Source organism: Elusimicrobium sp. An273, from assembly GCF_002159705.1.
Taxonomy (GTDB): Bacteria; Elusimicrobiota; Elusimicrobia; order Elusimicrobiales; family Elusimicrobiaceae; genus Avelusimicrobium; species Avelusimicrobium gallicola.
The window spans coordinates 14,522-32,259 of record NZ_NFJD01000001.1; the positions used below are offsets into that span (position 1 = coordinate 14,522).

General features: G+C 51.8%; 17 protein-coding genes. 2 read left to right on the forward strand and 15 right to left on the reverse strand.

The window, feature by feature from the left end; all coding sequences use genetic code 11:
- Positions 1-11: 11 nt before the first annotated feature.
- From B5F75_RS00065 to rfbF, 14 genes are all read right to left on the reverse strand, one after another.
- Positions 12-647: a site-2 protease family protein gene (locus B5F75_RS00065; protein WP_087286130.1), complete on the reverse strand. Its 636-nt coding sequence runs from the start codon at positions 645-647 to the stop codon at positions 12-14.
- Between the two features lie 84 nt (positions 648-731).
- On the reverse strand, positions 732-1,847 hold the full coding sequence (locus B5F75_RS00070) for an ABC transporter permease (protein WP_087286132.1): 1,116 nt from the start codon (positions 1,845-1,847) through the stop codon (positions 732-734).
- On the reverse strand, positions 1,844-2,986 hold the full coding sequence (locus tag B5F75_RS00075) for an ABC transporter permease (RefSeq protein WP_087286134.1): 1,143 nt from the start codon (positions 2,984-2,986) through the stop codon (positions 1,844-1,846). Before B5F75_RS00075 ends, B5F75_RS00070 begins: the two co-directional genes overlap by 4 nt.
- Entirely contained in the window at positions 2,983-3,909 is a 927-nt protein-coding gene (locus B5F75_RS00080; protein ID WP_087286136.1) for an ABC transporter ATP-binding protein, read from the reverse strand. Before B5F75_RS00080 ends, B5F75_RS00075 begins: the two co-directional genes overlap by 4 nt.
- Entirely contained in the window at positions 3,896-4,621 is a 726-nt protein-coding gene (locus B5F75_RS00085) for an ABC transporter ATP-binding protein (protein ID WP_087286138.1), read from the reverse strand. The genes B5F75_RS00080 and B5F75_RS00085 overlap by 14 nt, the downstream gene beginning before the upstream one ends.
- Before the next feature lies 1 nt (position 4,622).
- A complete protein-coding gene (locus B5F75_RS00090) occupies positions 4,623-5,354 on the reverse strand; it encodes an HlyD family secretion protein (protein ID WP_087286140.1) in 732 nt (243 codons plus the stop codon).
- 7 nt (positions 5,355-5,361) lie between these two features.
- Complete coding sequence (locus tag B5F75_RS00095) at positions 5,362-6,693, reverse strand: TolC family protein (RefSeq protein ID WP_087286142.1); 1,332 nt, start codon at positions 6,691-6,693, stop codon at positions 5,362-5,364.
- A complete protein-coding gene (locus tag B5F75_RS00100) occupies positions 6,690-7,322 on the reverse strand; it encodes a TetR/AcrR family transcriptional regulator (protein ID WP_087286144.1) in 633 nt (210 codons plus the stop codon). Before B5F75_RS00100 ends, B5F75_RS00095 begins: the two co-directional genes overlap by 4 nt.
- Before the next feature lie 133 nt (positions 7,323-7,455).
- Positions 7,456-8,484 (reverse strand): glycosyltransferase family 8 protein, encoded by a 1,029-nt coding sequence (locus B5F75_RS00105; RefSeq protein ID WP_087286146.1) that lies wholly within the window; start codon positions 8,482-8,484, stop codon positions 7,456-7,458.
- 63 nt (positions 8,485-8,547) lie between these two features.
- Positions 8,548-10,464, reverse strand: a complete 1,917-nt coding sequence (locus B5F75_RS00110) for a DUF4422 domain-containing protein (RefSeq protein ID WP_087286148.1) — start codon at positions 10,462-10,464, stop codon at positions 8,548-8,550.
- Positions 10,451-11,740, reverse strand: a complete 1,290-nt coding sequence (locus B5F75_RS00115; RefSeq protein WP_087286151.1) for a protoporphyrinogen/coproporphyrinogen oxidase — start codon at positions 11,738-11,740, stop codon at positions 10,451-10,453. Before B5F75_RS00115 ends, B5F75_RS00110 begins: the two co-directional genes overlap by 14 nt.
- Positions 11,741-11,743: 3 nt before the next feature.
- Positions 11,744-12,826, reverse strand: a complete 1,083-nt coding sequence (gene rfbG / locus B5F75_RS00120; RefSeq protein WP_087286153.1) for a CDP-glucose 4,6-dehydratase — start codon at positions 12,824-12,826, stop codon at positions 11,744-11,746.
- Positions 12,823-13,722, reverse strand: a complete 900-nt coding sequence (locus tag B5F75_RS00125; RefSeq protein ID WP_087286155.1) for an NAD-dependent epimerase/dehydratase family protein — start codon at positions 13,720-13,722, stop codon at positions 12,823-12,825. Before B5F75_RS00125 ends, rfbG begins: the two co-directional genes overlap by 4 nt.
- Positions 13,723-14,502 carry a glucose-1-phosphate cytidylyltransferase gene (gene rfbF / locus B5F75_RS00130; protein WP_087286157.1) on the reverse strand — a complete coding sequence of 260 codons (780 nt, stop codon included), beginning with the start codon at positions 14,500-14,502 and terminating at the stop codon, positions 13,723-13,725.
- A gap of 234 nt (positions 14,503-14,736) precedes the next feature.
- Between rfbF and B5F75_RS00135 the strand changes: the two genes are divergently transcribed.
- Complete coding sequence (locus tag B5F75_RS00135) at positions 14,737-15,063, forward strand: thioredoxin family protein (RefSeq protein ID WP_087286159.1); 327 nt, start codon at positions 14,737-14,739, stop codon at positions 15,061-15,063.
- Between the two features lie 28 nt (positions 15,064-15,091).
- Here the strand turns inward: B5F75_RS00135 and B5F75_RS00140 are convergent, their stop codons facing one another.
- The gene (locus tag B5F75_RS00140) at positions 15,092-16,330 is read right to left on the reverse strand and encodes a CinA family nicotinamide mononucleotide deamidase-related protein (protein WP_087286161.1); all 1,239 of its coding nucleotides are present in this window, start codon (positions 16,328-16,330) and stop codon (positions 15,092-15,094) included.
- Positions 16,331-16,454: 124 nt separating this feature from the next.
- Between B5F75_RS00140 and B5F75_RS00145 the strand changes: the two genes are divergently transcribed.
- Positions 16,455-17,639, forward strand: coding sequence for an iron-containing alcohol dehydrogenase (locus B5F75_RS00145; RefSeq protein WP_204201179.1), 1,185 nt, complete (start codon positions 16,455-16,457; stop codon positions 17,637-17,639).
- The last annotated feature ends 99 nt before the right edge of the window (positions 17,640-17,738 follow it).

Below are 17,738 nucleotides of genomic sequence, written 5' to 3' on the forward strand. Positions count from 1 at the left end.
ATACCTCTGTACTACATTAAGAACTTCGAAAACGCTCCCACCACCAACATGGTTGGCGGAAGTAAAATATATTTCACCGCTCCCGTCAAAATAAGCGCCAGCACCACATACATGCCGTAACGGCCGAAAAAGCCGTCGTACTTCAGCGCGGCCTGCAGGGGCAGAAGCGCCGTTACGATGCGGCCGCCGTCCAAGGGCGGAATGGGAATTAAATTAAATACTGCCAAAAACACGTTAATAAACATGCCATACTGCAAAAATAAAAAGAGCTGCTCCAACGCGCGCGCGGAAAAGAAAGCCTGCCCGACTAGCAGGATCTTCATCACCAGCACGCACACCACCGCCAACAGCAAATTGACCGCCGGCCCCGCAAACGCCACTTTGCCCATATCCCGCCGCGGGGAAGGCATCCGCATCGGGTTAATCGGCACGGGCTTGGCCCAGCCGAAAAGCGGCATCCCTATCAGCCAGCACAACGCCGGCACGGCCAGCGTGCCGATCGGGTCAATATGATGCAGCGGGTTGAGAGTAAGGCGTCCGCTCAGGTAGGCGGTGTCGTCCCCCAGGCGGTAAGCCGCCAGCCCGTGCGCAAATTCGTGCAGGACAATGGAGAAAAATAAAATGGGTAAAAATACAATCACTTCCATACCCTTCTATTTTACTAATTTATCCCGGTTCCTGCACAGGCGCAGGGGGGCGGATTTTATAAGGAAGTTCCCAATACGGGCAGTTTAGTTTAGCTTGGATTTGAAGTTTTTATACGCGGCCGCGCAAAGAACGGCGGAAATAACCGCCAGCCACAGGCAGTTTTGCCAGAAAAACCAGGCGTCGCCGCCTTTTAAAATAATGGAGCGGAAGTTGACCACCGAATACATCATGGGGTTTAGATAGCACATCCACCGAAACAGCGGCGGGATGTTGGCCACCGGAAAGAAAACGCCCGAAAGCAAAATAGCCGGCATTAAAAAAAGCGCGCTGGCCATCATGGCCTGCTGCTGGGTATGCACCACGGTGCTGATAAGCAGGGCGCACGCCAGCGCCGATACGGCAAACAGCACCGCATTGACCGCCACCTGCCACAAACTGCCCCGAAACGGAATGCCAAACCCCGCTACGCCAATAAACAAAATCAGCCCCACAATGCACAGCCCGATGACAAAATACGGCAGCGTCTTGCCCACCATAATTTCTTCCACGCTGCAGGGAGAAACTATCAGTTTTTCCATCGTGCCCGTTTCCTTTTCTTTGGCAATCGCCATTCCCCCCACCACCAGCAGCACAATAAATGTGGACATTACCAGCAGGGCCGGAATCATAAAAGAAGTCGTGTCCATATAGTGGTTAAACAACACCCGCATATCCAGCTTAATCAGCCCGCCGGAGAGATTGTACCCGTTCGCGCGCGCCACTTCCGCCACCAGCTGTTGGACGTATCCGTTTACCTGCTGGGCGCGCTGGGCGTTGGTGGCGTTAAGCAACAGCTGGATCGGCTCGGAACCGCGCTCCAGGGCTTTTTCAAACCCTTCCGGCGGCGCTACAAGCACCGCCTCGGCTTTATGGGAGGCCACCAGCGCTTCCGGGTCTTCCACCTGGGCGCCGTTTACGTCCGGCACCTTGGTAAACCAGCCCGACGCCAGCGCGCGGGTTTCCAAATCCTGCGCTATTTTGCCGGGCTTGGAAGCCACGACAAATTTGATGTTTTTTACTTCGCTGGTCAGCGCCAGGCCAAACATAATGGTTTGCACCACGGGAATAAAGAAAATCGCCATAATCATTTTGGGATCCCGTATGATTTGGATGATTTCTTTTACAAAAAATCCTTTTAAGGTTCGCGCGCGCAATTTCATGGTTCCACATCCGTTTTAAATTTATGCACCGCCAGCAAAATCATCGCTCCGGCAAACACCCCAATCGCCGCCAGCGCGGTGGCTAAGGTGGCGGGGGCGGCGTCGCTTAAAAACACCGTACGGCTGATGAGCAAAAACCACCGCTGGGGAAACAAAGCGGTAAAATACTGAAAGAATGCCGGCATATTTTCAATGGGGAAAATAAACCCCGAAAAGATAAACGACGGCAACAACCCCACCGCAAAAGCAAACTGAATGGCCGCCTGCTGCTGGCGCGTAACGACGGAAATGACCAACCCCAGCGCAAGCGCCCCCGTAATGTACACCCAGCACGACGCCATATAGAATAAAAAACTGCCCAGAAACGGAATTTTAAACACGTATATCGCCAGCACAAAAACGACCAATACGTCAAAAAATGTCAGCAGGAAATACGGCACCAGTTTTCCCAGCACAATTTCGGACGGGCGCACCGGCGTGGAAAGAAGCAGCTCCATCGATCCGTTTTCCCACTCTTTGGCCACCGTCAGCGCCGTAAGCACAATGGCCAAAAAACCGATAATAATGGTGCTTAAAGCGGGCACGATAAACCAGCGGCTGTTGAGTTCCGGGTTAAACAAGAAACGGCTTCGGATTTGATCGCCCGCGCCGGCGGCGTCCGCCAAGGCGGGGTTGTCCCGGGCGAAAACGGCGTTGGCCTTTTGCACCACGCCCTGCATATAGCTGCCCATGATGCTGGCCTGCACATTGTCCGTCCCGTCGGCCAAAAGCTGCACCTCACCGGGGTTTTCCGCGTCCCCCGCGCGGATATGCCGTCCAAACCCCGGGCGGATGACCAACAAGGCCGGGCTGTCGTTGCGCTCCAGTGCCTGATCCAGCTGGAACTGGCCGTGCACGGGGTGCAAATCAAAATAACCCGAGGACGCCGCCTCCTGCAAAAAACGGCGGGAGACGCTGGTTTGGTCGTTGTCGCGCACATACACGCGCATATGCTTGTAATCCAGATCAATCACAAAACCGAAAAAGCCCACAAACACCAGCGGCAGCACCAACGTAACCAGCAGGGTAAACGGGTCGCGCAAAATATGTTTATATTCTTTTAAAGCCACGCTGCGGGCGCGGCGCCAAGAAAAGGTCATACGGCTTTCCTCCCGCTCACCGCCTGCAGAAAGACGTCTTCCAGGGTGGGTTCCGTTTCCCGGGCGAAAAAGCCGTCCCGAAACGGAGCGGCGGCTTGTTCAAAGGCGGCCCGGTCGGGCGCACGCACCCGCAGGCGCGAGCCGAATACGGCCGAAGCAATCCCTGCTTTTTCCAGCGCCGCGCGCAAAGGCTGTTCCACGGGTTTTGTAAACGACAGTTCCAGCGGTTTAACCGGGAAAAATTCTTTTTTTAGTTCCCCGGGCGTGCCCATCGCCACGATTTTGCCCCGCTCCATTAGCGCAATCCGCCCGCAGTATTCGGCTTCGTCCATATAGTGGGTGGTTACAAAAATAGTTTTGCCCAACTGGGCCAAGCGGCGGATCAGCGCCCAGAAAGAGGCCCGCGTTTTGGGCGAAGTGCCGGCGGTGGGCTCGTCCAGAAACACCAGCTCCGGATCGTGCAGCAAAGAAGACGCCAGCGCCACCATTTGTTTCACCCCGCCCGACAAATGGCTGACGGGATCCGGCAAATCCTCACTCAGTCCGATAAATTCCATCAGCTTATGGGAACGCTGGGCAATGGCCTGCGGGCTCATGGCATAGAGGCTGCCCGCAAAGTGCAGATTTTCCCGCACGGTCAAGTCGGGATACAGCGTAAATTTTTGCGACATATACCCAATGCGCGGCTTGAGCACGGCCGTGGAGGAGGAAACATCTTTCCCGTCCACTTCCACCGTGCCCGAAGAAGGATTTAAAATGCCGCAAATGGTGCGGATGGTGGTGGTTTTGCCGGCGCCGTTGGCGCCTAAAAAGCCGAAAATTTCCCCGCGCTGCACGTCAAAGCTCACGCCGTCCACCGCGTGGAATGAGCCAAACGCCACCACCAAATTTTTCACGCGGATGACCGGATCATTTTTGTTCATGGTTTAAAAATATCTCCGCAAAATCATGCACGCCAAACTGCGCCGTTACTTCCTGCGGCGCGCCGGAGGCCAGCATTTCCCCTCCGCTTAGCACGTGCACGCACGCGCAGCGGTCGGCCTCGTCCATATAAGAAGTGCTTAAAATGACCGTCATATTTTCCCCGGCAAAGCCGTACACCAAATCCCACAGTTCCTGCCGGCTGACGGGGTCTACCCCCACGGTAGGCTCGTCTAACAGGAGCAGTTGAGGGCGGTTTAGCAGCACGCACATCAGCCCCAATTTCTTATACATCCCGCCGGACAGCTTCCCCGCCGGGCGGTCTTTAAAAGGCGTCATCCCCGTCGCCTGCAGCAATTCTTCGCTCCGCCGGATAAAGTCCGCCTGCGGCAGGTCATACAAATCACGGAAAAATTCCAAGTGTTCCTCACACGTCAAATCCGGGTACAGGCTGGGTTCCTGCGGGAAATACCCCGTTACGCGCTTGGCCGCTTCGGCGGAAATAAGCTGATCGCCTTGAAAATAAGAAACGCTGCCCGTATCGGGGTGCAGCAGCCCCGCCAACAGACGCATCAGCGTGGTTTTGCCCGCGCCGTTGGGGCCGATAATGCCGTGCACCTGCCCGGCCGCAAAAGAAGCGTCCACCCGCTTAAGCGCCTGCGTGCGGCCCATTTTTTTGCTTACCTGTTCCACCGCGGCGCGCAGGGCGGGCATTTTATTTTTCCTCCCCGAAAGAAACTTCCAACGTCATTCCGGATTTGAGCGTACGCGCCGCATCGTTTTTAAAACGCGTTTTTACACCGTACACCAACCGTTCGCGTTCGCGGCGGGTCTGCACGTTTTTCGGGGTAAATTCGGCCTCGTCGTTAATGCTTAAAATGCGTCCTTCAAAATGCTGATCCGACTCCGGCAAAAATCCCTCTACCGCCTGCCCCACCGCCAGCCGCGCCAGCAAATCGTGCTCCACATACACCCACACGTCCACTTCCGACAGGTCGGCCACCGTCACCAATTTGCGCCCGGCCGCAATAAATTCGCCCGGTTCGTAATACTTATAGAGCACCTTGCCCGCAATGGGGCTTTTGATCTCGCACCAGCTTTCGTACAAGGCGGCCTGGTCGTATTGATGTTTTTTCAAGTCGTAATTTTCGCGCGAACCCGCGGTGGTTTTTAACAAGGTTTCCGCACGGGTAAACTCTTTTTGGGCAATGGCGGCTTTCAGGCGCGTGTCGCGGCAGTCCAGCCGGGCCAAGACTTCGTCCTTCTGGACGGCGCTCCCTTCCTGCACGTTTATTTGGCTGATCGTGTCGGACAAGCGGCTGGGCACATCCACCTCTATCGCTTCCACTACCCCGCTGTACGCAAACGGCGTATGACGGAAAAACAACAGTCCCGCCGCCACCGCCGCCACCAATAAAATCACTACGAAAACAATAATTTTTTTCATAAGGCTCCTATTTCCCCAAACTGTCCAAAACGGCCAATCCGTTTAAACGGCGGATCAGCAATTCGCTTACCATCAGCCGGCTTTGCAGGGCCGAGAGGTTGGCGTCATCCACTTCCAAAAAGGTAACCGCGCCCGCTTGGTACGCCTGGTACGTAAGCGAAGCGGCTTGGGCGGCTTTGTCCGCCAATTGTGCGGCCAAACGCATTTCTATATCCAGCGCTCCCAGCGAATCCTGCGCCGAAGCAAACAGCGCTTCCAAGGCTTGGGCGGTTTCTTCCTTTTGGACGGAAGTGGCCTGCGCCGCCAAGCGCTGGGCCTGCGCCTGCTGTTTGTTTTTGCCTCCTTCAAACAGCGGCAAACGCAGGGAGAGGCCGGCTTTGCCTAAAAAAACGTCTTCTTGAATGGGCCCGTTGGGATACTGGGCATAGGCGCCGGCGCTAAGCGAAAGCCGCGGCCAAACGGCGGCGGCATAACCGCGGGCGGCATATTCGTACGATTGGATCACGCCGTCGTACGCCGCCAAGCGGGGCGTAGCCGCGTCAAACGTAAGCGTCTGAAACGGCGCAAACTGTTTGGCGGTCTGGGCGGGCGCATCGGCGCGGATGACGGCGGAAGTTTCCCCTTCCATTTTTTCCCGCACGCGCCAGTCCAGCGGGTACTGCGGATTGATGCCGAAATCCGTGCCCGTCAGTTTAAACAAATCCCGCAAATCGCGCGCCAGTTCCGTCCGCGCGGTGCTGGCGTCCAAAGCGGTGCGAAGGGCTTGCTTTTCGGCAAGCAGTTCGTCGCGGCGGCTTTTGGCGCCCGCTTTGTAAGCGGCGTGCACGTCCGCACGCTGTTTGCGCGATACTTTTAATTGTTCGGAAAGCAGATAGATATTTTCCAGATCGCGCTGCACGGCAAAATACGCCTGCCGCACTTGAAGCAATGCCTGTTTGCGCGCCAGGGCATATTCCATTAATTTGCTTTCATACAGCGACAGCGCCCGGCGGGAGGCCGCCGAACGGGCCCCTTTGTCAAACAGTACGTATTCCAGCGTCGGGCCGGCCGAATAGCCCCACTCGCTTCCGAATTCAAACGTCTGCGGCCCCACCTGCATTTGCGGCACTTCGGACGTCCAGCTCCCGGCGGCGTCTAGGTAAAGCGCCGGATACAAGTTGCCCCGCACGCTTTCATACGAAGCGCGGGCGGCCTGCGCTTGAGCCTGCGCCGCTTTTACCGCGGGCGAAAAAGCCAGGGCCGCTTCCTCACACGCGGCCAGCGAAAGCGGCTGCACCGGCGCCGCCCACGCGGCGCCCGTCAGCCCCAGAACGCACAAAAATCCTAAAATCTTTTTCATTTTTCCCCCTTAAATACGGCCCCGACCAGCACTTGAATCCGCTCCGCGGCGCCTTTGTCGGAAAACAGGGCCGTTACCGACGGGCGCACTCTTCCTTTCCACGGCAAAGGCACCCTCTCATCGAGCCCCGCCACCAACTGCGGAAACACCACCGGCATCGCCAATACCAAAGCCGCGTTGGCCGCGTCTTTCAGTACCAGTTGCCCCTCCTTCTCCGCCCGTTCCAGCTGCGCCAAGAGTACGGAAATGTGGTGCGTAAAATTGCGGCCGATAAAATCAATAATTTTGGCGTTCCCGCTAAACACATCTCCCGCCAACGACGAGAGCAGACGTCGGTTTTCCCGCACGAAACGCTGAATGGCCAACAAAATGTTGAGCACATTGGCGCGGGCGGATTTATCGTCCGACACTTCCAAGCGGATATTTTTCATCAAATTTTCGTATAGCGTACTGAGCAGCGCCCTATCAAAATTATCCTTATTGATAAAACAATAGTGAAACATCCCCAAATTTACTTGGCTTTCCGCGCACAATTCCCGCACGGTAAACCCGCCCAGCCCGCGCACGCGCGCCAGCCGGATCCCCGTTTGAATCAGTTTTTCATCTGTGCCGGAAGAAGTTCTGCCCATATGACACCTCTTTAATTACACATATGTATAATTATACGAGCGTATAATTATTTTGTCAAGCGTTTTTTCGTACTACTCCCCCAAAGAAAAAACCGCCCGCAAAACGGGCGGTTTGTACGGCGGTTACAAAAAGTTAATACTGAAGCCAATTCCAATATTCGGCCGCTTTGCGCAAGTATCTTTGTTTCATTTTTCCAAAAACAAATTTGGCAAAGAAATGATACTTCTTATACTTTAAATAATAGGGCACAAAATGCCAACAGTAAAAATTGACATACGCGGCCAATATCTCTTCGTAATAGGACGTTTTGCGCGCCACTTGCCACCACAGGTAGCCTTTGGGGACGTTAGGGAAGAACCACACTTTATCCGCCGCCAAGAAATGATAGGCCCGCGCCTGTTCCACTTGGGCGGCATAGACTCTAAAATCCTCCGTTTTGCCTTCAAAAACGCTGTTGATAACCTCAAAATTATAGCAAGGCGGCAGCGTATAAAAGCGGTTATTAAACACTTTATTTAGGACATCCTGTTCCAGGTTCATAAATTTATTTTCCTGCGCCGTTTGCAGCAGCTGCCGGAAAGAAGCCGTTTCGTTAAACTTGGCCACATCCGCCACCACTACGCCCGTGTTGTAATACAGGCCCGTACACCCGATTTCTTTTAAATAAGAATCAATACTTTGTGTGCGGGATACCTGCTGATTCCTACGGCTAGGCGTCCACAAAATTTCTTCGCACGCGGCAATGGGCTGCCCTTGCAAATCAATTTTAAACAAATCAAAAATATCTGCAACCATCACCAAGTCAATATCCGTAAACACCGCTTTTTCATATTGTTTAAATACTTCCCCCAAGGCCAGCCGGTAATAGCATTGTTTGGCAAAGTAATGCAGCGAGATATACAGATTGTTTTCAAAAGCCGTCTTCAGATTATAAAACCGGATAGAAAAATTCGGCAGCTGCGCCAATGCCTGTATCCGCGCTTTATTATCGGCAGTCATATCCGTTTCAAAAATGACGATATCGTACCGGTTTTCTTCTTTGGCGTGGTCAATAATAGATTGCAAATATACCGCCAAATAGGGGGCATATCGGTTGCTGCTGCTCATCCCGATTACATAGGGCGTACTGGCAAAAGCCGGCGTAATAGGTTCAAATTCCATAAAAGTTCCTCACATTTCTTTACAAACAAGTGTCTCTTTCAGTTGGTTGGACAGGCAAGGATGTTAACTATGCTCCCTCCATAATTCCACTTCATTTTTGGCTTCTACCCAAGCTGTTTTGTAACGAGCCTGTTTTTTGCCAGATGTAATATGCGTCATCAATTTATAATACAAATAAGACAAATAAAGCAACGCATAGTTTTGGTGTCTATTTTTGTATCGGCACGAAAAAATTTTTGATGTTTCATGCTGGTTTAAGCGCAAGCAAATTTCTTCATAGTACGGCGTCTTGCGCGCATAACCCCACCAAATTTCTGCCATATCTTCTTGTAAGTAGTACCACGGTTTTCGAAACGAAGCATAATGTATAATCCGAGGAAGTTGGCGCACGTGTGTATAGAGGTTTAAAGTGTGACAATCCATAGCCGACAAAAATTGCATTCGTTTCATATGCATTTGCAATGTAGGCCAATTCCAAGCCGGATCCAAATAAGTAATTTCATTTTTTACAATAGAATTCAGAGCATCCTGTACCGAGCCACGAAACGCTTTGCTCGTCAAGAGTTTTAAGACTTTAAATGCGATATTTTCTTTGATATATTGCGTTACATTAACTACTATTACACCGGCATTGCAGTAATCATAAACATTTTTTAGATCTAAGTCTTCCCTACAATACCGTTTCCAATCTGCCCACGTAAGTCCCAAACGGGCATTCATCATTACATCCCTACACGCGGCTATGGCAGTTGGACAAGAAATCTGATCTAACTTAGCGATATCATCATTAAAAATCACATCACAATCCGTATAAATAATTCGCTCGTAACCTTGTAATAACAAAGGAGCAAACAGGCGGTAATAACTTTCTGGCAATTGTTTGATTTTTATTTTTTGTTTATCTGCAAGCAGATCGGGAACCGTTAAAAACCGCAAAGAAACATTTTTTCTTTCAATTTGTCTTTTTAATCTTCCTTTTTCTTCCGCCGGAATATCCCGTTCCATAACCACAATATCATAATTAGATGATATATGAGCATGCTCCACCAGCGATTGCAGGCAAACAGATAAGTAGGGAATATACTCCCGCGAACAGGCCATCACAATAGCTGAAAAAGGTGTTTTATAGACGGGTTTTATATCATATGAACAGCCGGTATCCTCTATAAAAAAGCCATTTATTTCTTTAATCCGAAAAGAATGTGTTCTGTAAGCATGTTTGATGAACAAAGAAAGCAAGTATTCCCCCATATATCCCAAAAAACGGTTTTGCTGACTGGTAAAATGAGAAGAATCCACTTGCTTTGCCATTTCCGCAAGAACGGTAAACAAAAATTGGCAATACTGAAAGAATAAATCTTTCTTCATAATAAACATATTGCAAAGGTATTGTTCAGAACCGTTTTTTAGCGAATTTACTTCTTCTTCATAATTGGGGAAAAACTTGAGCACCGTCTCCAGCAATAAATCAAATGTAGCTACATTTTGCTCCGGAATGCCAGTAGCATAATGATGTCTGTTAGAAGAAGATCCTAAGTTTGTAACGTCATATGCTTTTAAAACCAAACAATCATATCCTTTTAAGCTATTTGATATTTTTTGAGGATGAAAATTGCGGTTTAAATAGTCATCTGTCGCAGATGGCATTTTATAGACGCAGGAAGCAGAAAGCCAAGTGCTTTGTTGTCCAATTAAAGACTCATCAAAACAAAAATGACGACGGTAATGCATAAACCCGATATAATCGGGGTTGCCCAGCTTGGCATAATTTTTCCACGCCCAATACTGGGCGGTCAACTCATTATATTGAGGATTTCCGGTGGATATATTTTCCCCATCATCATCTTGCAGCATTCCTTCAAAACGCTCCGCCGCCAACGCGCACCCCGTTTGAATCGGCGTTAAAATATCCGATTTCAAAAGGCGGTGCTTGTCGTGATAACTGATCAGCAGTTTAATGGTGGGATTATTTGTGTTCATGCATCACTTGCTCCGCAGTGTTTTTGCCGTCTTCAAACGCTTGATGTGTCCAGAAGTAGGCCCATTTGCCAAAGCGGCCCATACTGTAAATGCCCAAAGACGTTAAATAATCCAAAACCGTTTGCCGGTTTTGGTAAATGGCGTGGTCAAACATAATGTTGGCGTACGGTTCAAAACGGATGTCCTTTACCGCAATATCCGCCGAGTTAAAAAGCCCCATTTGCCGCAATTTTTCCAGCGTCGTATCCAGCACTTGTTCGGCGGGAGGCACCGGGGCGGTATTGCCGTAAAATACTTCCGCCTGCAGGGAAGAACAGCCGCCGGGCACATTGTCGGGCGATTTTAAATTGGGGGAATAGACCCGGGCGGGAGGGATGTCTTCATCATAAATATAAAACCAGAGGTATTTGGCGATATCCGGTTTGTTAAAACCCAATGAAATTTGATACCCGCACGTATGGCGCAGGCGTTTGGCGGCCTGCTGCACCGGTTCCGGCACATCCGGCAATAAGCGGATGATTTCCGGCAACGGCAAAGAAGAAAGCAACTCGCCGTAGGCCGTTGCGGTTCCGTCTGCAAATTTCACCCGTTTGACACGGGGGTCAATAAAGACGGCCTTTTTATTTAGCGCAATGTCCGCCCCTTGGGCCAGCGCATGCAAAATGCTTTTAAACCCGCCTTTTTGCGGGTAGCGCATTACGGAAGTATAGTAAAAATTTTCCGTCGGTTTTTCAAACGCACCCTTCAGCACTTCTTCCAAGGTGGGCGAGTGCATGCGGTTTCCCACCCATTTGGTTTCCAATTCTTTGGGCTGGGCGCCCCAGTATTTGCGGGTATAAGCAAACGGGAAATGCTCGGCAAAATAATCGCCGTACTGCACCCGGAGCCAAGTGTCATAATCGGAAATTTGTTCCACGGGGATTTGCCGGCGGTGTACAAAGCCCTTAATAATTTTGACTTTTTCATCCGTCGGCAGCGGATATAAGTTATTCTGCGCCGGATGATACAGCCAATACCCGTGATAATAATTGGAAGAAACCGGCGGATGGTTTAAAAGCGGCCCCGCCGCCGAAAACAATTTTTGGACGTTCGGATCGGGCGCAAAGGTAAAATGCACAAAACGGTCAAACCGAAAACCGTCAATCGTAAAATTGCCGCACAAGCCGCCCCACTCCGCATCTTTTTCAAAGATGCGGGCCGACCGGCCGGCTTGGCGCAGCCTGTAGGCGGCCGCCAGCCCGGCAATACCGCCGCCCAAAATAACCGTTTCTTTCATGCGTTAGGCTTTTTCGTCGTGGGCTTGGATTTGCTTAACGCAATAGTCCCACATATCCTTTCCGTTCAGCGCTTCTTTATACCAATCTACGGTAAACTCAATCGCTTCGTCAAACGACAGTTTGGCATGCCACTGATCCAGCATCCGGTACGCTTTGGTAACATCCAAGCTCAGCAAAGTGTTTTCGTGCACGGCGCCGGGGGCGGAAACATCCACCACCTTTCCTTTTCCGTAGTAAGCAACGCATTTTTGCACCACTTCCCAAACGGTGCGGTTGGCCTCTATTTTGGGGCCAAAGTTGAAGCTGGTGCTGTAGGTTACCGGATCTTCCACCAATTTTTCGCCCACTTTTAAATAGCCCGAAAGCGGCTCCATTACGTGTTCCCACGGGCGGGTGGCCTGCGGGCTGCGGATTTCAATATCTTTTCCGGCTTCAATGGCGCGGATGCAGTCGGGGATTAAGCGGTTGTCGCTCCAGTCTCCGCCGCCAATCACGTTTCCGGCCCGCACGCTGGCCACGGCCTTGCCGTGTTTGGCGTAATCTTTAGGGTTAAAAAAGGAGTTGCGCCACGAAGAAATCATCAGTTCCGCACAGCCCTTGGAAGAGGAGTACGGGTCGTACCCGCCCATACGGTCGGTTTCGCGGTATCCCCAAATCTGTTCTACATTCTCGTAGCATTTATCGGAGGTAATCATAATTACCTGCTTGATAAAATCAAATTTCCGCACGGCTTCCAAAATGTTTAACGACCCCATTAAATTGGTTTCATACGTCATTTTGGGGTATTCGTACGACGTGCGCACCAACGCCTGCGCCGCCAAGTGAAAAATCATGGAAGGCTTGTATTTGGCAATGACTTCTTCCAGCCGGGCCGAATCGCGCACGTCGCCGCGTTCGTCGGCAAACAAACGTTCTTTAAGGTGCGAAGCGCAATAATTGCTGCGGTCGGAATAAGGGTCTAACGCATAGCCTACAACCTTGGCTCCCAGCGCCGTCAGCCAAATGGCCAGCCACGAACCTTTAAATCCGGTATGCCCGGTTACCAGCACCGTTTTTCCTTTATACACTCCATTAAATTGATTCATTTCAAATGCTCCTTCCACCAGTTGATTGTTTGTTCCAGCCCGGACGTAAGCGTATAGTTGGGTTTCCACCCCACTTCTTTCGTCAGCCGTTCGTTGGCACCGGCCAGAACGGGATCGGCAAAATTTTCTTCCAAAGCGCCCCAGAGGATTTTTCCTTTAAATCCGGTTAAGCGGGCCATTTCTTCCACCATTACCCGCAGCTGCACCGGCTGGCCGGAAGCGATATTTACCGCCCCCGTAACCGGAGAATCAAACAGCATGGCAATGCCGCGGGCCGTATCTTCCACGTGCAGGTAATCCAAAAATTTGGTGCACGGGCTTACTTTTACGTCCTCGCCTTTTAGCATGGAACAGATGACAGACGGCATCAGCCGCGCCGCCCGTTCATACGGGCCGTACAAATTAAAAATGCGCGCCCATTTAAAATCAATCCCCGCCTGGCGGCACAGGGAACTGCCTACTTTGTACAAAGCCGCTTTGCTCTGCCCGTACAGCGAAGGGTTATTGAGCGGGGTTTTGTCTTCCCGCAACAGGCCGTACGAAAAATCATATTCCGACACGCTGCCCGCACCCAAAAATTTTTTGCCGCCGTTTTCAATAAACGTTTTCAGCATTTCCAGCGACAGGCACAGCCACTGCACATTCCCGGGGTGCATATGGCATTTGGGCCCTACGTACCACGCCAGATGAATTAAATTTTCAAATTGGTGTTCTTTTAAGTAATCGCTCAGGGCGCCGGGTTTAAAAAAATCCAGTTCGTGCTGAATCAGCCCTTCCTGCGCCGGCAAAGTGGGCGCCAAAGAAGGGGCATATACCGTGTACCCGCGGGCAATCATTTGCTTGGTAACCTGGCGCCCGATAAAGCCGCTGGCGCCCGTAATCAAAACTTTCTTCATCTAATCCTCCCACACTTTCCACGGCGCTTTGCCGGCGGCCCATAATTCATTTAATTCCATTTTGTCGCGCAAGGTATCCATCGGGTGCCAAAAGCCGTTGTGCTTGTAAGCGCCCAACTGCCCGGCCTGCGCTAAAGAGCACAGCGGTTCTTTTTCCCACGTAACGTTTTCTCCGTCGGCGATATAGTCAAACGCTTCCGGCTGGCAGACAAAAAATCCGCCGTTTACCCACGCGCCGTCCCCCACGGGTTTTTCCTGAAAGCGGGAAATAGAATTGTCCGCCTGGATGTTGATGGCGCCAAAACGGCCGGTAGGCTGCACGGCCGTCAGGGTAACCAATTTGCCCGAGCGGTTGTGCTCTTCCAGCAGTTTTTTAATGTTTACGTCCGACACACCGTCCCCGTACGTAAGCATAAAAGGTTCCTGGCCTACGTAATGGCGGGCCTGCTTAATGCGCGAGCCGGTCAGCGCGTTGCGCCCGGTATAGAGCATGGTTACTTTCCAGGGTTCACAGCGGTTGCGGTGGATGTCAATTTGGTTATTGGAAAAATCAATGGTTACGTCGGAGTTATTGGTGTAGTAATTGAGGAAATACTCTTTGATAACTTCGCTCTTATATCCGCACAGAATGATAAAATCCGTAAATCCATAATGGGTGTAAAGCTTCATAATGTGCCAAATAATCGGGTATCCGCCGATTTCCACCATGGGTTTGGGGCGAATGGAGGTTTCTTCTCCCAAGCGGGTGCCCAGTCCCCCCGCCAACAATAATACTTTCATAGTTGCTCCTGTCCTAAAAAATAAAATTATGCAAAAAAGGCTTTCGCGGCTTTTTTGCACAATTGACGGTAAAAAGCATGCAAACCAAACAGTTGGTTTTAGAGTCAAAATACTGCTAAAATCCCTTTTTACAGTCTATCAAACGAGAATACCCCCGTCAACCCTTCCGACTAGTCTAAAAAGGATTAGCCAAAACAGCCTCAAGAAAGCTACACTGCTAACAGGAGGATAAGTATGGACAGCAAATTGACCGTAACCGATGCGTCGTTTGAAACGGCCTTCAAAAAATACGAAAAAGCGGAGATGATAGAATTTTTTGCTTCGTGGTGCCAGCATTGCAAACAGATGGCGGGCCTCGTTAACACGTTGGCCAAAGCCTATGCCAACCGGGCCGCCGTTTTGGCGGTGGACGTAGAAACCTCCCCCCGCACCGCCCGCCGGTTTGGCGTACAGGGGGTGCCGGCTTTTGTGTTTGTAAAAAACGGGCAAATCGTCAAACGGATGGCCGGCGAATTTTCGGAAGAAGAACTACGCCGCCAGCTGGACGCACTGCTAAAGTAGCCCGCCGCGGGCCGTTTTTGGTTTTTCCTTACCGGTTGGCCGCCTCTATTTCGTTTAACAAAAACTGCAGGGCCTGAATGGAGCCGCGGCCGATATTGCGCTCCCGCGTGTGGGAAAAGACAAACTTTTGCGCTCGGGCGCCGTTGGGCCCGGCTACCGCCATCCAAATGGTTCCAACGGGTTTTTCGGGCGTACCGCCGTCCGGCCCGGCCACCCCGGTAGTAGAAACCGCCCACTGCGCCCCGGTAATGCGGCGCACCCCTTGGGCCATTTGCAGGACTACCGGCTCGCTGACGGCGCCGTACTTTTTCAAATCTTCTTCCGATACGCCCAACACCTGCTTCTTAACTTCGTTGGAATAGGCCACCACGCCGCCTAAGAAATAGGCCGACGCCCCCGGCACCGCCGTGATCAGATGGGCGATATTTCCCCCCGTACAGCTTTCCGCGCACGCCACCGTTACCCCGCTTTGGCGCAGCCGCCGGGCAAATTCTTCCTGCGAAGTTTCGCTGCGTGGCTCTTCAAAAGAAAGCCCTTTTAACTCCTGCAATAAAGCCGTCCAAAACGTGTCCAGCCGCTCCACTGCCGCTCCTTTGGCCGTCAAACGCAAACGCACAAACCCCGCCGACGGCAAATACGCAAGCGACAGCCCCTTCGGCAATTTTTGCTCGTAAGAGGCCAGCCTCATGGCCAGTTCCGCCTCGGGGATATTGTATACGGTTACCATGCGGTACTGCAAAAGCAAATCGTGAAATTTTTCCTTCAGCCGCGGCAGCACTTCCGCCGGGAACAGGTATTCCGTTTCAAACGGCACCCCCGGCAGCGACACCAGCACTTTTCCTTCTTTTTCAAACCACATGCCGCTGGCCGTTCCTTTTACGTTATGAAGCGGCGTGCACGCGCGGGGCAGCATGGCCTGCGATTTATTATAGGCATTTAAACGCTGGGGATTGGCGGAAAACATTTCTTCCAGCCACGCATACGCCTGCGGGTTAAAAACCAATTCCGTCCCGAAGTATTGGGCCAATACGTTTTTGGTTAAATCGTCTTTCGTGGGGCCCAGCCCGCCGGTCACAAACACGGCATCCGCCACGCAAAACGCGTCATCCAACGCTTTCCAAATGGCTTCTTTTTCATCCGCCACCGAGCGCATTTGCACCGTTTCCGCTCCCAATTTGGCCAGTTCCCGCGCCATAAAGCGGGAGTTGGTGTCTAAAATTTGTCCCAACAAAATTTCATCGCCGATTGTAATAATTACGCTTTTCATAGGTTGTCCCTGCCGCTCCAGCCGTATGCGGGAGCCGATCCACACGCATATTTTAGCACTTTTCCCATACACACAAACGGAAAAGTGTTATATAATAAGTTTTGTATAGATAAGGAAGATGCGCATGAGAGATTTTACCTTTTGCTGCCCTACTGAAATTATTTTTGGTTCCCACGCCGAAGAAAAAGCAGGCGAGGCCGTCGTCAAGCACGGCGGGTCGCGCGTGCTGATTGTGTACGGCGGGCAGAGCGCCGTAAAAAGCGGGCTGTTGGAACGGGTGGAAAAATCCCTGATGATGGCCGGGCTGACGGTTAAAAAATTAGGCGGCGTTCAGCCCAACCCCACGCTCTCTTTTGCGCGCAAAGGCGTGCTGGAAGCCATCCCCTTTCAAGCGGATTTTATCTTGGCCATCGGCGGCGGCAGCGTAATGGATACGGCCAAAGCCATTGCCATCGGCGCGGCCAACCCGCAAACCGATATTTGGACGTATTGGCTGGGCAAAGAAACCGTCACCAAAGCCCTTCCCGTAGGATGCATTGTAACGATCTCCGCCTCCGGCAGCGAAACCAGCGACTCGGCCGTGCTGACCGATGACGCCCATAAAGACAAACGCGGCCTCAATACGCCCTTTAACCGCCCGTGTTTTGCGCTGATGAACCCGGAACTGACGTTCACCCTCTCGCCCAAACAAATTGCCTGCGGCGTAACGGATATTTTAATGCATACGCTGGATCGTTATTTTACCCCCATGCAGGGCAACGAATTGACCGACGCCCTGGCCGAAGCGTTAATGCGCACCGTCATCTACTACGGGCCCAAAGCCGTTCAAAACCCGCATGATTATGTTTCCCAGAGCGAACTTATGTGGGCGGGCAGCCTGTCCCACAACAATTTAACGGGGCTGGGGGCCGAAAAAGAATTTGCGGTGCATCAATTGGGGCACGAACTTAGCGGCCGTTTCGGCGTAGCGCATGGGGAAAGTTTATCGGCCGTGTGGCAGGCGTGGGCGATGTATGTGTATAAAGAAGACCCCGCCCGCTTTGCCCGCTACGCCTGCAACGTATGGCGGCTGGAAACCGTAACCGACATTGATACCGCCGCCCGCGAAGGCATTGAAGCCACCGTCCGTTTCTTTACCTCTTTGGGCATGCCCACCAATTTGCGCGAACTGTTAGGCAGGCAATTAAGCTTTGCCGAACTGTATGAATTGGCCGACCGCTGCAGCCGCGGCGGAACGCGCACCGTCAGCAAATTTAAGCCGCTGGCTAAAGAAGACATGCTGCGCATCTATACCACCGCCAACCAATAACCCGGCGAAAGCGGAAACCGCTTAAAATTTATATAATATTATCATCTTATTTCCGCCGTCCGCCAGACGCGCCTCGCTCCGGCGGTTTCTTTTTGCCCG